This is a genomic window from Lentilitoribacter sp. EG35 (assembly GCF_040784015.1).
Taxonomy (GTDB): domain Bacteria; phylum Pseudomonadota; class Alphaproteobacteria; order Rhizobiales; family Rhizobiaceae; genus Lentilitoribacter.
On sequence record NZ_JBFNGQ010000008.1, the window covers coordinates 188988 to 204086 of the forward strand.

Annotated in this window: 11 protein-coding genes and 2 pseudogenes; 12 read left to right on the forward strand and 1 reads right to left on the reverse strand. The window is 45.3% G+C overall.

What is annotated here, in order from left to right; translation table 11 throughout:
• The first annotated feature begins 38 nt into the window (after window positions 1-38).
• A pseudogene (locus tag AB2J24_RS14760) lies at window positions 39-788 on the forward strand (IS6 family transposase).
• Between the two features lie 125 nt (window positions 789-913).
• Here the strand turns inward: AB2J24_RS14760 and AB2J24_RS14765 are convergent.
• Window positions 914-1792 carry a LysR family transcriptional regulator gene (locus AB2J24_RS14765; RefSeq protein WP_367385991.1) on the reverse strand — a complete coding sequence of 293 codons (879 nt, stop codon included), beginning with the start codon at window positions 1790-1792 and terminating at the stop codon, window positions 914-916.
• A gap of 107 nt (window positions 1793-1899) precedes the next feature.
• Between AB2J24_RS14765 and AB2J24_RS14770 the strand changes: the two genes are divergently transcribed.
• The 11 genes and pseudogenes from AB2J24_RS14770 to AB2J24_RS14820 form a co-directional block, all read left to right on the forward strand.
• The gene (locus AB2J24_RS14770) at window positions 1900-3348 is read left to right on the forward strand and encodes an aldehyde dehydrogenase family protein (RefSeq protein ID WP_367385992.1); all 1449 of its coding nucleotides are present in this window, start codon (window positions 1900-1902) and stop codon (window positions 3346-3348) included.
• 5 nt (window positions 3349-3353) lie between these two features.
• Window positions 3354-4376 carry a membrane dipeptidase gene (locus AB2J24_RS14775; RefSeq protein ID WP_367385993.1) on the forward strand — a complete coding sequence of 341 codons (1023 nt, stop codon included), beginning with the start codon at window positions 3354-3356 and terminating at the stop codon, window positions 4374-4376.
• A gap of 68 nt (window positions 4377-4444) precedes the next feature.
• Window positions 4445-6265, forward strand: coding sequence for a BCCT family transporter (locus AB2J24_RS14780; protein WP_367385994.1), 1821 nt, complete (start codon window positions 4445-4447; stop codon window positions 6263-6265).
• A gap of 74 nt (window positions 6266-6339) precedes the next feature.
• Window positions 6340-8043 carry a hypothetical protein gene (locus AB2J24_RS14785; protein WP_367385995.1) on the forward strand — a complete coding sequence of 568 codons (1704 nt, stop codon included), beginning with the start codon at window positions 6340-6342 and terminating at the stop codon, window positions 8041-8043.
• A complete protein-coding gene (locus AB2J24_RS14790) occupies window positions 8043-8696 on the forward strand; it encodes a DUF3726 domain-containing protein (RefSeq protein WP_367385996.1) in 654 nt (217 codons plus the stop codon). Before AB2J24_RS14785 ends, AB2J24_RS14790 begins: the two co-directional genes overlap by 1 nt.
• Window positions 8697-8712: 16 nt before the next feature.
• Window positions 8713-9723, forward strand: coding sequence for an Ldh family oxidoreductase (locus tag AB2J24_RS14795; protein WP_367385997.1), 1011 nt, complete (start codon window positions 8713-8715; stop codon window positions 9721-9723).
• A 33-nt stretch (window positions 9724-9756) separates the two neighbouring features.
• Window positions 9757-11007, forward strand: coding sequence for a sarcosine oxidase subunit beta family protein (locus AB2J24_RS14800; RefSeq protein ID WP_367385998.1), 1251 nt, complete (start codon window positions 9757-9759; stop codon window positions 11005-11007).
• Between the two features lie 9 nt (window positions 11008-11016).
• Entirely contained in the window at window positions 11017-11301 is a 285-nt protein-coding gene (locus AB2J24_RS14805) for a sarcosine oxidase subunit delta (RefSeq protein ID WP_367385999.1), read from the forward strand.
• A complete protein-coding gene (locus AB2J24_RS14810) occupies window positions 11298-14273 on the forward strand; it encodes a sarcosine oxidase subunit alpha family protein (protein WP_367386000.1) in 2976 nt (991 codons plus the stop codon). Before AB2J24_RS14805 ends, AB2J24_RS14810 begins: the two co-directional genes overlap by 4 nt.
• Entirely contained in the window at window positions 14266-14832 is a 567-nt protein-coding gene (locus tag AB2J24_RS14815; protein ID WP_367386001.1) for a sarcosine oxidase subunit gamma, read from the forward strand. The genes AB2J24_RS14810 and AB2J24_RS14815 overlap by 8 nt, the downstream gene beginning before the upstream one ends.
• 93 nt (window positions 14833-14925) lie before the next feature.
• Window positions 14926-15099, forward strand: a pseudogene (locus tag AB2J24_RS14820) (IS6 family transposase); the annotation flags it as partial.

The following is a 15099-nucleotide window of genomic DNA, read 5'->3' on the forward strand; positions in this document are numbered from 1 at the left end:
CAACTTGTGGGATGTGAGATGGAATTGTATCAGCGCTCATGACTAAACCTAAACATTCTGGAGCCTTCAAAGGACACCGTTTCCCGCCTGAAATTATTGCGTATGCCGTTTGGGCCTACTACCGGTTTCCGATGAGTTTGCGCGACGTTGAAGATTTGCTCGTAGAGCGGGGGATCACCGCAAGCTATGAAACAATTCGAAAATGGGTGTCCAGATTTGGTAGACGATATGCAAATGCCATTCGTAGAGATCTGTCAGCACCATCGGACAAATGGCATCTGGATGAGGTTGTTCTTCCAATTCGTGGCAAGAAATACTGGTTATGGCGAGCTATCGATAGTAACGGTCCCTCTCGTGCATGTAAACATGCACTGCCGTACAGCAGATGTGCTGGACATCCTTGTGCAATCACGGCGCAACAAGCGGGCTGCTGATAAGTTCTTCCGGAAGTTATTTAAGCAATTTGGCATGCCGCGTGTCGTGGTCACAGACAAGCTTGGAAGTTATGGTGCTGCTTTGAAGGGGCAAGCGCCCAACATTGACCATCGAAGCCATAGAGGTCTCAACAATCGATCTGAAGGGGCCCATAGACCAACCCGAAAACGAGAGTAGATAATGGGACGTTTCAAATCTCCAGGTCAGGCGCAGCGTTTCCTCGCTGATCATGATCAAGTCCAAACTGTTTTCGCCCTCGCCGTCACACACTTTCCGCTAAATCATATTGCCACACCAGAACCGATGCTCACTGTGTTTGGTATGATATCACCAGTGAATTGAAAGCAGCTTAGTTCAGACAACGCTACTCCTACACTAACTGTACCCAATAAGTTGACGATGCCATCGAAATAGATCCATGTTGCTTCCTATTCGTTGTTTTTATAAACCCATTGAGACTGAAGAGTATTTGCACACTTTAGTTAGCCTGCGATACGACATCTTGTATTGTTTTTTCAAAGTTTTTTATAGCAGGAGATAGTTGTGTATTAGCTCGGTGCAGAATGGCAATATGCCTTCTAGCTGTGGAATCATTAACAGCCAAAAAACAAATGTCTCCACGGGCATTATCTACCACCAGTTTTGGTAATACGGAGATGCCGATTCCGGTTTTAATCAAGGCCAAAAGAGATGTTGTGCTTCTGACCATCAGTTTAGATGCTTTGAAAACAGATTGAAATGCGTCATCAGATATCTGGGAACAAAGTCCATTTGCAATAAACGGGTAACGATGGAGTTCACTCCAATCTAACGGAAAATCAAGCTCTGTTAATGGGTGATTATTTGAGCAAACTATCCCAAACGCATCAGAGAAAAGTGGTTTGCTTTCGACTTGAGATTCAATATCAACATCACTTGCGATGCCCAAGTCCACCTGCTCACTAATGATGTCTCTATGTACAGCCGCAGAATCCATATCGCGAATGTCGATATGTACATTGGGGTGTTTTTCCAAAAATCTTTCAACAACCTCCGGTAATATTGTTCCAGCAACTGAAGGTACGACTGCTATTCGTACAAAACCAGATTTTGCGTGCGCATAATTCTCAATTGCTGACGATGTTCTTTGAAAGTGATCCAGACCACGTGCCGCCTCATCAAGCGTAAATGTGCCTAATGACGTTAACTTACTTTTTCGATCACTCTCAAAAAGTGGTGCACCAAGATGATCCTCGAGTTGTTTGAGCATCATTGAAACAGCTGACGGAGTGCGACCAAGTTTATCTGCTGCATCCGATAGATTGCCGCTTTGGGCGACAGCTACAAAATACTTTAGCATCTCAATTTTTATCACCATTTCAGTTTTCCTTAAGTAACATTAAGAAATTTGATTTTGACTGAAATGACTTGCGCTGTCTATAGTTCAGTAAAATCAGAAGACAGGTTCTGAAATTTGGAGAGAATATGACCACACCAAATCACAATTTTATCGCGGGTAATTGGATTGCAGGCGAAAGCGAAATTGAAAACAGAAACCCATCTGATACAAGCGATCTAATAGGCATGTATGCACAAGCCAACGTGGCCCAATTAGACAATGCGATTGATGCGGCATGCGATGCTCAGAAATTGTGGCAGAAAGTAGGGATTGAGGCCCGTTATAATTCATTGATGGCAATAGGCCAGGAGATGATTGCACGTTCCGGAGAGCTGGGTGAATTGCTATCGCGCGAGGAAGGCAAGCCCCGCGCCGAAGGTGTTGGCGAAGTTTACAGAGCTGGTCAATTTTTTACATATTATGCTGCTGAAACCTTACGCCAGATTGGTGATACTGCTGATTCAACCCGCCCCAATATTGAGATCGATGTACGCCGTGAGCCTGTCGGTGTCGTGGCTATTATTTCCCCTTGGAATTTTCCGATAGCAACAGCAAGTTGGAAAATCGCTCCTGCCCTTGCATTCGGGAACGCAGTCATTTGGAAGCCTGCAAACGTCACGCCAGCATCAGCTGTTGCATTTGCAGAAATCATTCAAAGACAAAGTCTGCCAGCAGGATTATTCAATCTGGTAATGGGATCGGGAAGTTCCATAGGCCAACGTCTAGTGGAAAGCTCGCAGGTTGATGCCATTTCGTTTACCGGGTCTGTTCCTGTGGGTCGTGGTATCGTATCGACCGCTGACAGTTTTACCAAAGTACAACTTGAAATGGGGTCGAAGAATGCACTTGTTGTTATGGATGATGCCGATATCGATTTGGGCGTATCTTGTGCACTAAATGGTGCTTTCGGCGGTTCTGGCCAAAAGTGCACAGCTTCATCTCGACTAGTTGTTCACTCTGATGTTCATGACGAATTTGTAGAAAAGTTGGTAGCGGGCACAAAAGCATTTAAAGTGGGGCATGCGCTGGAAGAAGGCACTCAACTTGGTCCTGTTGTAAGTGATGACCAACTTCAAAGTAACCTTGATTACATCAAGCTTGGTCAAAAAGAGGGAGCCGAATTATTATTCGGCGGCATTCGCTTGGATATGCCAACCGAGGGATATTATATGGCACCTGCTGTTTTTGCTAACACGACGAATGACATGCAAATCAATCGTGAAGAAATGTTTGGACCAATAGCATCGGTGATCAAAGTTGGATCTTATGATGAAGCTTTAGCCACAGTAAATGACACTCGTTTCGGGCTTACATCAGGTATTGTTACTCGTTCACTTTCTCGCGCTAGTCATTTTAGACGCAATGCAAAAACGGGTTGTGTAATGATTAATCTGCCTACTGCTGGAACAGATTACCATGTTCCTTTTGGGGGGCGCGGTGATAGCTCCTATGGACCTCGGGAACAGGGAAGCTATGCGAAGGAATTTTATACGACGGTGAAAACAGCTTATATTTCTTGTGGGGAAGTCGGTTAGAAAAAATGACACTTTCTTACAACATTGATTGCCTTCAATATGCAAACTGGTCGGAGAAGATTTTTCGCCAAATGCGTGAAGGCGGTTTGGATGCTGTGCATGTGACTATTGCTTATCATGAGAATTTTCGTGAGACTGTATTAAATATTGAACGTTGGAACCGATGGTTCGAACAATACCCAGAGCTTATTTTCCCGGGGCGAACTGGAGATGATGTACGCTTTGCAAGAGAAAGCGGTCGTACAGCAATATTTTTTGGATTCCAAAATCCTTCACCTATTGAAGATGATATTGGCCTTGTTGAAATAGTTCACACCCTTGGTGCCCGGTTTATGCAACTGACCTATAATAATCAATCGCTTCTAGCGACTGGTTGCTATGAGGAGGAGGATAGCGGCGTAACTAGAATGGGGCGCCAAGTTATCAAAGAAATGAACCGCGTCGGTTTGGTCGTTGATATGAGCCATTCAGGCGAGCGGTCAACATTCGAAGCCATAGAGATTTCTGAACGACCTATCGCAATAACACACGCAAATCCAACATTCTGGCATCCCGCGTTGCGCAACAAATCTGATGACTTACTTCGCGCACTTGGCCAATCAAATGGCATGCTTGGGTTTTCGGTCTACCCTCATCATCTTAAGAACGGTTCTGATTGCACATTGCAGAGCTTTTGCGACATGATTGCACGAACTGCTGACCTTATGGGTATCGAGAACATTGGCATTGGTACAGACCTTTGTCAGGACCAACCCAATAGTGTGGTTGATTGGATGCGGGCTGGCCGTTGGACAAAAGAAGTCGAGTACGGTGAAGGTACGAGCGATAACGCTGGATTTCCGGCAATGCCCTCGTGGTATGAGGATAATCGTAATTTTAGCAACATTAAAAATGGTTTGCGTACGGCCGGATTTAGCGATTCAAATGTTGCTGCGGTTATGGGCGGCAATTGGCTTAATTTCTTTGACCGAAGTTTTATGAGCGAAGGTTCGCCAAGTGTCAGCAGTAAAATGGATGCAGCAGAATAATGGAAATTAACATTAGGCTTTGAGTTAGAAAACACTCAGTAAATCAACACATTTCTTGGGAGGGAATTATGACAATTAAAGCACCATTTACCGATATGGAGATTAAGAAAGCTCCATCGGGTTTTTATGAGGGGTATAGTCTGCCCATAGCACTCATTAGCAAGATCACTATGGTCTTGCTTGTTCTTTGGGCTTTGGTATGGCCTGGCAACGCCAATAGCGTACTTGGTAGTGTAAACGGCAACTTACTAAAAGGTTTCAATGGGTTTTACATTGTAATTGTAGGCTTTTTTGCGGTTTTCCTAGCTGTTTTAGCGATCTTGCCGCAAACTGGCAAACGACGTATGGGTGCAGATGCACCTGAATTCTCCAACTTTTCATGGTTTTCGATGATGTTTGGAGCGGGCCTTGGTGTTGGACTTATGGTTTTTGCAACTGCCGAACCACTCGGACTCTGGGGATCAAACCCTTTGACTGTATCGGGTGAAATTGTTGGGGGAACAGAAGAAGGTGTTAAAGCTGCCTATCGTTATACTTTCTTGCATTATGGTATTCATGCGTGGGCAATCTATGTAGTAACCGGGTTATCGTTGGCCTACTACGCTTACACACGCGACATGCCCCTTACAATTCGTTCTGCTTTAACTCCGCTATTTGGCAAGCTCATGAATGGGCCTCTTGGACACATAGTTGATGTACTGGGTGTCGTTGCAACTATCCTAGGTGTATCTGTAACAATCGGATTTGGGGTCAGCCAATTTATCGATGGTATGTATGCAATAACCGGTATGGACTGGATGATGGATATGACTGGTGATGTGCCTGCACCAGGCACTGTAGGGCTGGTAGCTGGTCTCATTATGATTATGGGTCTTTCAATTATTTCAGCTGTTTCGGGTGTTGGGCGTGGTGTTAAATACCTGTCAAACTTGAACTTAGTCCTTTCGATCATTTTGCTGTCAGTATTCGTCATATTCGGATCGTTCTTCTTTGCGATGACAACATTTGCAACAGCTTTAGTTGACTACATTTTGCACTTCTTACAATTGTCGTTTGGCGCTTATGGTCCACAATCGAGCGATGCATTTGCATCTGCACTTCCTGCCGCGGCTCAACCTTTGGCTGGTGATTTGTACGCAGGTGCTACAAATGCTTGGGGTTCGTTTTCTGGCTTTCAAGATGGACTAACTGGTGATGCTGCGGCACTTCCTGCAGATGTACAGGCAGCAGCTTATGAAGCGGGCAATCAAGGTCGTCAGTTCGGTTGGCAATCCGGATGGACAACATTCTATTGGGCTTGGTGGATTGCCTTTTCGCCCTTTGTTGGTTTGTTCCTCGCACGTATTTCTCGTGGCCGCACCGTTCGGGAGTTTATTCTTGGCTGTGTCTTAGCACCTGCAATTGTCTGTTTCTTATGGATGACCATATTAGGCGGCACTGCAATAGACCTAGAATTAGGTGGACAGGCTGCCGGAGCAATCAAATCTGCATCTAACACAAACAAATTGTTTGTGACGTTAGGACAGATGATTTCGGGAGGTTTCTTGTCTGCGATTACTGTAATGTGCGTTGTACTCATCATGACATTCCTCGTGACATCAGCTGACTCGGGTATCCTTGTGATGAACACGATCATGTCTGGTGGTGAACAGGAAACTGGTGTGAAACATCGCATCGTTTGGGGTGTTGTATTAACACTTGTGATCGGAACACTGTTGATTGCTGGCAAGACCAATGGTGGGGCCGACCCGATGGACGCGCTTAAAAGTGCGATGATCATCGGCGCGCTTCCCTTTACCGCAGTGATGGGTCTGATGTGTGTATCCCTGATTAAAGCACTCTATCGTGACGGATTGCGCGACAAACAGTGCGCGCAAGCTGCCGAATAAGTGATTATGGATTGCCCCAGTGTAAAATACTGGGGCAACTTCAATGGCAATTTTAATCAAAGAAAGTTGGGAAAGTGAAACAGTCGCGCGATGCTTTAAAACAAGTAGAATTACGCTCCGCAAAAAATGTCATGCGGCTTGAGCGACTGGGTTCATTTCATCAATGTCGCCTTTCTTTTATGCGCACGCTCTTGCGCAGGATGAAACGAGAAAACTGGGAGTTTGAGCGGACAAAATTTGACATTGATAATAAGGGTGTCGGACTTGCAATTTATACAATGCATGCTCTTGAGCATAGCTATAGCCTAGTTTGTTTTGCCCATGATTTGCCTGCAAGCCAGCGGTCCGACCGTGTTATTGCCCATGCCTGGGATGCAACCTTTGCTTTATTTGATGGCTTACCAACTCAAACCGATATTGAACGTCTAGCGCAGAACGTACCAAAACAAGAAGCTGGACGTATCAGCCATCGAGAAATTTGCTTGTCGAGAGCCAACCGATCAGTTCGCTTGTTTGAACATGTAGTTGATAGTCTAGCGAATGGACAACAACCTGATAAAGAACAGATTGAAAATGTTGGGTATGTCTTGCGCACAACGGCGGTATATGGTTCCGGGAAATTTGGAGCAGCTGATCGCGAAGCAATTGCTGACAGACCAGAGTTCAAGGGTCCATTTCAAGCTGAAATGTTATCTGTTTTTCTGATCCGCGCTTTTGCATTAGATCTAGTGGAACACATGGCATATGTGCGAAACCCAGATACAGCGGTGAGAATCGAACCTGAATTACGTCGTTGTTTTGGAGTTGGTAATTCTACTGGCCTAGGACTAGCTCCCTTTATAATCAACCACCCGGTTTTGCTCAATAATTGGATCTCAGCCAAAGAAGAAGCGTTGGCTAGAATTCGTTCGTTGAAGAGTGCATCAGAAATTGAAAAGATTCAATTTACCGGCGTTGTAAAATGGGCTCGAGATAACGCTGATCGCTGGCGAACATCTCATCCCATTCAAATTGAGAAGTTATCGCAACTCAAAGATGATTTGGACAAGTTAGAAAATCATATAGGTTCCGGTATTTTGAACAATTCTTCACCTTGGGATCAACTCTACCTCTGGGCAGAAGAAAATCTTTCATTAGAAGGGCAAGAACAACTTGTCTCCATAATGTTCGAGCCATTTGGAGAGCTCATTGATGATCTTGCAGAAACAATGGGTGCTGATGAAAATATATCATTCCGTATTAACGGTTCAATGCCACTGAAAAAACTTCAAGATTTGACTGAAAAAATTTATGATTGGATACATGACATAAATTGGTCTTCCAAAGATCGTTGCGCACGTGTTTGGTATATTTCTCAAGAAAAATTGGAACCACGTTTAGGTGAACGTTTTGATGAACCTATTGAGCCGTATGAACAACCCCTCGCGCCAGGCCGCGATGCAGCTAAAATGCTTGAAGATATAATTCGTTGGAGTGGGGAACCAACTGTAGCGACATTTTTAATGGCTCATCCAGAACATCGGCACATAGCACGACGTGTACAAATTACTGCTGATAATCCTTATGCGGAAATCCGGGGAAACACGATTGACGCTGCATTATTGCCAATCGATCTGTTGAGATGCAAATTGTCATTCTTTGGCGCCACTCACTTTGACCCTCGCTCAGACAGGTGGTTGCGCATTAACATGTTCCGAAATGCTCCATTCCCCCACGAACTTGCTGACGCGGAAGTTGAAGACTGGGCTGGCGGACAATCACCTGTGTTGGATGAGTAATGGAAACATATTCGTTAAATGAAATTGAAGCCATGGGAAAGAAGGCAACTAAAGGTGCTGGTTTTCATTGGGGTCATGCGGAAGAGGCAGGCAAAGCTGTGCGATGGCTTGCGCAGAGAAATCTTCCCGGTCCTGAATTGCTCGCAAGTAAATTACTACAGGATGATGGTATCAAACATGAAGACCCATCACCCATAATGGTTGCGGGTGTTTGGAGCGTTAAATTTGGTAGACTCTGTCCCATCATAATGGGATCAATTATGTGCGATTTAGCAACTCAATTTGCCTCTGATGAGAAGGTGGGTTTGGGGCCAATTGCTTATCCACTTTTGCTCACTCCTTTTGTAGCGGCAGTTTCAGAGCTAACTAGCAACGTCATCCAACTATCTTGGGAAGATGTGATGATCTCTATCACACCCAATGAATGTGCTTTTGAAGGTGAATACGAAGCCTTGACGGTAAATTCGACTGATTTTGTTACCTGTCGATGCGCAAACTTAGAAAAACCTATTGAAGAAAAATTGGAGAATGGCTGCCCTATAGATCCGGCGAGTTGGGTTCAATTGAATGCATTTGCTTATCGCACTTATGCACCGGCGACTGAAGCGTCTAGGCTATCAGGTGCGGGTGCAGGGGTTAGTGATAATGATTAATATGAGGATTATATGAATGACTGATGCACCGAGAATGTACTTTGACGAAATAGAAGAATTGGCCTTCCAAGCATTGGTCGCCGCAGGTACAAAAGAAGAAAATGCCCGAACACTGGCACATGCAACTGCAGCAACTGAATTCGATGGCATATCTAGCCATGGCCTCGCATATATTCCAATCTATTGTGAACATGTCCAATGCGGCAAGGTAGATGGCCAAGCTAGTCCATCACTATCTCAGACAGCGCCATCAGTCATAACTGTAGATGCGGCAACAGGCTTTGCACATCCTGCGATAGATATCGGATTTAAATCACTAATACCGACTGCAAAAGATCAGGGCGTAGCAGCCTTGGCAGTTCGAAACTCATACAATTGTGGTGTGCTTGGATATCATACGAGACGTCTTGCTGAAGAAGGTCTATTAGCAATTGGTTTTACAAATGCACCTGCATCCATTGCGCCTGTTGGGGGTAAACGACCTGTTGTTGGTACAAATCCATTCTCATTAGCAGCACCCAATAGCAATGGTGAGGCTCTGGTACTAATTGACCAAAGCGCAAGTGTTATAGCGAAAAGTGAAGTCATGAAACATGTGCGTGAAGGCCGACCTATTCCAGCAGAATGGACGTTGGACCCAGATGGGCAACCGACCACGGATGCCGAATTGGGATTAAAGGGATCAATGGCACCTGCAGGCGGGTACAAGGGCGTCGGCGTTGCATTGATGGTTGAAATTATGGCTGCCGCAATGACTGGAGCAACACTAGGGATTAACGCTAGTCCCTTTTCGGGTACAAAAGGTGGCCCACCTAAAACAGGTCAATTCTTTCTAGCGGTCAACCCGGAAGCGACATCGAATAATCTCTTTAGTGATCGGTTGACCGCTTTAGTAGAAGAAATGCACGGAGAACCCGGCGTGAGGGTGCCAGGTGATGGTCGTGCATCCGCAAAACGTCGTGCAAAAAAAGATGGTGTAGAAGTAAATCCAGTCATTTTGGAGAAAATAAACAAGTGGTTGGTGTAATTTAATTTTCAATTCTGCATAGAAAAATTTAAAATGAAGTATTCAGCCCTTTCCATATTGCGCGAAGGCCTTAAGGGCCACAAAGGTTGGAAACGCATGTGGCGTGATCCTGCTCCCAAGTCGCATTACGATATAATTATCATCGGCGGCGGCGGGCATGGACTTGCCACCGCGTACTACCTTGCAAAAGAACACGGTATTACGAATATCGCTGTGCTCGAAAAAGGTTGGATTGGCGGCGGAAATGTCGGACGGAATACAACTATTTTCCGCTCAAACTATATGCATCCAGCCAATACACATTTTTACGAAAAAGGTATGAAACTTTGGGAGGGTCTTGAGCAAGACCTTAACTTCAATGTGATGGTATCGCAACGCGGTGTGATCAATTTATTTCATTCCGACCCGCAACGCGATGCATTTGCACGGCGCGGAAATGTAATGCGTCTTGCTGGTGTCGATGCTGAATTTCTTTCACCTGAACAGCTTAAAGAAATGGTGCCTATTCTTGATTTTGAAAATGCAAGGTTTCCAATTCAAGGCGGTCTCATTCAAAAACGCGGTGGAACCATTCGGCATGACGCTGTTGCATGGGGTTATGCAAGAGGCGCTGACAAATACGGTGTCGATATTATACAAAACTGCGAAGTTAAAGACATCATCATAGAAGGCGGGGCAGCTGTTGGCGTTGAAACCAACAAGGGTCAAATTCGCGCTGGCAAAATTGGTATGGCCGTTGCAGGGCATACCTCTCAGATTGCTGCAATGGCAGGCATCAAATTACCAATAGAAAGTCATGTCCTTCAAGCATTTGTCTCTGAAGGTATAAAGCCACTTTTAGATACAGTTGTCACATTCGGGGCCGGCCATTTTTATATCAGTCAATCTGATAAAGGCGGCCTTGTTTTTGGTGGTGATTTAGATGGCTACAATACATACGCCCAACGCGGGAACCTGCCAATGATGGAGCATGTGATGGCTGGCGGTATGGCTATTATGCCATCAATCGGTCGTGTTCGTTTACTGCGCCATTGGGGTGGCATCATGGATATGAGTTTTGATGGCAGCCCATTCATTTGCAAAACGGGTATTGATAACCTCTTTCTAAATGGTGGGTGGTGCTATGGCGGCTTCAAAGCTACACCGGCATCAGGTTGGTGTTTTGCACATACGATTGCCAAAAATGAACCACATAAATTGAATGAAAAATTCACAATCGAGCGCTTTCGCGAAGGCCGCATGATTGATGAAAAGGGCGTTGGCCCTAACCCGTGGATACAATAGGAGGCGGACATGCATCACATTGACTGCCCATGGTGCGGCAAACGCGATGAATCAGAATTTCAGTATCAAGGTGATGCGAGCGTTACACGTCCGTCACCTGATGCCAGCGAAGATGAGTTTTTTAATTATGTTTATATTCGCGATAATCCAAAGGGCTGGCATATAGAATGGTGGCACCATATTGGCGGTTGTCGCCAATGGGTCAAAGTTGTCCGCAATACTATTACCCATGAAATACACGCAACGGGCGGACCACAAGATGATCTTAAGCTTCTTAAGGGAGGTGAAAAATGACCCAGACAAACAGAACTCAAAGCGGCGGTTCTCGCATAAACCGTGATAAAAAAATCTCCTTTAGTTTTGATGGCAAAACCTATTCAGGCTTTGAGGGCGATACGCTGGCATCAGCACTTCTGGCTAATGGTGTCAAACTTATGGGACGTTCATTTAAGTATCACCGCCCTCGTGGATGTCTTACTTCAGGATCAGAAGAACCAAATGCCATTGTGGAGCTAGGAACTGGCGCATATCGAGAGCCAAACACGCGCGCAACAATGATTGAGATTTATGACGGTTTGGAAGCAAAATCACAAAACCGTTTCCCGTCACTAGCCTTTGATATTCAGTCAATCAATCAATTGTTCAGCCCATTTCTCACAGCAGGTTTTTATTACAAAACCTTTATGTGGCCCGCATCGTTTTGGGAGCCTATCTATGAGAAAATCATTCGAAGATCCGCAGGACTTGGGCGTGCTGCAACGCAGAGCGATCCTGATCATTATGAACACGCCCATGCCCATTGCGATGTGCTTGTGGTTGGAGCGGGCGTAACAGGAATTTCCGCAGCCCGATCAGCGGCAGCAACTGGCGCACGGGTAACTTTGGTTGAAGAACAAGCAGATGTTGGCGGCATGTCATCCCATCGCGATATCATTGATGGGATTCCAGCTGATGACTGGTGTAAGAAATCTATCGCTGAGCTCGTTCTAATGGACAATGTAACTTTTATGTCCCGTACTGTGTTGTTTGGTTATTACGATCATAATCTCATGGCAGCGCTAGAACGTGTAACAGATCATATTGAGACTCCATCGGCACATTTGCCTCGCCAGCGCCTTTGGACAATCAGAGCGAAAGAAGTAGTAATTGCTTGCGGTTCCCAAGAGCGACCGATGATATTTGATAATAATGATCGTCCGGGCATAATGCTATCCAGTTCAGTTAGATCTTTTGTCGATAATTTTGGCGTTCTACCGGGCAAGCAGCTCGTCATCGCAACCAACAATGATTCTGGATACGAAACTGCAGAGGCAGCCCTTGATGCAGGTGCGGTCGTTTCCGTTGTTGTTGATGCCAGGTCATCGCATAGCGCGGCAGCTGAGAAAATCATCAAAAAGGGTGTTCGGGTCTTAACCTCTGCTCTGCCGCAAAAAGCTCATGGCAGATTATCTGTAAATGCACTTTCGATTCAATCTCTAAGAGGTAATTTCCTTGAGAAAGTTGGTTGCGATTGCGTGGCTGTATCTGGTGGATTTTCCGCAGACGTGCATCTTGCTAGCCAGACAGGTGCTATCCCCAAATGGAGATCAGACATACAGAGCTTTGTTCCCTCCACACCTTTAAGAGCAGAGCGATCTGCAGGTGCTGGTAATGGCGCATTTGGATTGTTTAATTGCCTAAATGAAGGACATAAAGCAGGCGCAGATGCCGCCAAATCAGCAGGCCTTAAAGCCAAAAAAATAGCGGCACCCAAAACAGATAAGATATCTAAATACACAATAGATGAACTACGGCGTTGCCCAGGGAATGGCAAAGCCTTTGTTGATTTTCAAAATGATGTGACCGCTCAAGATATCACGCTCGCGGCGCAAGAAGGTTTCATCTCTGTGGAGCACACGAAGCGTTACACAACGCTGGGCATGGCGACCGATCAGGGGAAAACTTCAAACGTAAATGGCCTTGCAATTCTTGCAGAAGCACGTGGCGTGCCTATTGAAAAAGTTGGCACAACACGTTTTCGCCCACCCTATTCACCTGTAGCAATAGGTGCTTTTGCAGGGCATGAACGCGGCAAAGAATTTCAACCAATACGTCGCACAGCTATGCACGAGTGTGCAGTAAAACTTGGTGCCGTATTTATCGAAACTGGGCAATGGTTGCGCCCGCAATACTATCCAAAACCCGGTGAAGGTGTGATGGAAGCAATCTATCGCGAATCTAAACAGGTGCGCGAAACAGCTGGCATTTGCGATGTGTCATCTCTGGGTAAAATTGATATTTTTGGCGATGATGCAGGCGAGTTTCTAAACCGCCTTTACATCAATGGCTGGAAAATGCTTGCACCAGGTAAAGCGCGCTATGGTCTGATGTTGCGTGAAGACGGTTACGTTTTTGATGACGGAACTACATCACGCCTGGCCGATGATCACTATTTCATGACAACCACAACAGCCAATGCTGCTCGGGTTCTTGCTCATATGGAACATGCTTCACAAGTCTTATGGCCTGATCTTGATGTATATTTCTGCTCAGCCACTGAACAATGGTGTGGTGTCGCAGTTGCTGGACCGAACGCGCGAAAAATTCTGGCCGATGCTTTTGGTGATGGGATTAATATCACCAATGAAGCGGTTCCATTCATGGGCGTTTGCACATTTGATTGGCTTGGAACCAAGGCTCGTGTTTTCCGTATTAGTTTTTCCGGCGAACTGGCTTTTGAAATTAACGTACCATGGTCATCTGGTGAGAATATGTGGAATACCATCTGGGAAGCGGGTCAAAAACATGGTTTGATTGCATATGGTAGCGAAGCACTCGGCGTGATGCGGATTGAAAAAGGCCATGTTGCTGGTAATGAGCTTGATGGCCGCACGACTGCTGCGGATATGGGCTTAGGTAAGATGATGTCTACAAAAAAGGCGTTTATTGGTCAAAAAATGGCTGGGCGCGAAGGCATGATCTCCGACGATCGAGCAACATTAGTTGGCGTAAAAATTAAAGATACTAATGCTCGTCTGCGCGGTGGAGCGCATCTTGTTGTTGATAAAAATAATTCAAATTCTGAAACCGATCTTGGCTGGGTAACATCTGTTGCCGATAGCCCCGCTGTTGGGTGCTGGATAGGGTTAGCTTATCTAAAGGGTGGACTTGAAGAGCATGAGGGGCAACAGCTTTATGCCGTAAGTCCACTTTATGACGAGGCAGTAATGATTGAGATCTGCTCGCCACATTTCTTTGATCAGAAGGGAGAGCGTCTTCATGTCTGAGTTAAAACCCGCACACTCACTTGGCGATATCAAAACTCTTGGGATAAAAGGCACTACAGCCAGCGTGAACATTGCTGTTCGTCCTGTTTCGGCTTTGGTGCAATTATTTGCTAAAAAGAGTAATGAAAAACAACTTATGAAAAAGGTGGGCTTTGCTACTCAGTCTGGGTCGGCTGATATCAAAGGCGACTTCACCGCTCTTCCGGTTGCACCAAATCAATGGATTTTATCATCACAATCAAAAAGTGGTCCCAAATTTGGAGATGAATTGTCAGATCAAGTGCAAGGCATTGGTTATGTGTCAGAACAATCTGACAGCCGAGTATGCTTTCGCATCACAGGACTTGATGCTCGTACACTGCTTTCGCGCGGATGTAGACTTGATTTACACCCATCCGTCACTGGTGCAGGGTTTTGCGCACAAACTCAAATGGCGGGATGTGGCGTTTTACTTCATCAAGTGACTGATGAACCAGTATATGATCTTTATGTCTATTCGGGGTTTGCGCGATTTTTTTGGAATTGGTTGAGTCAGTGTGCAAAACAATTCAATAAGTAAGGGTTCTGTCGCAAAGTTTAGCATTATATAACCATTGTCAATCTTTCGAACGTATTTGATCTGTCATCAATTCTATCTGGCAAAGATGACTTCATGATCAATTTCAAAGGCAGCCACTATCCCAAAGATGTGATTTTATGTGCGGTATATTTTTATGTTCGATATGCTGTTTCTTATCGTGATTTGGAAGTTGATCATGCGACACTAAATAGATGGGTGATAAAATACTCACAGATGATCGCATCTGAAGCGCAGAAACGAAAATCA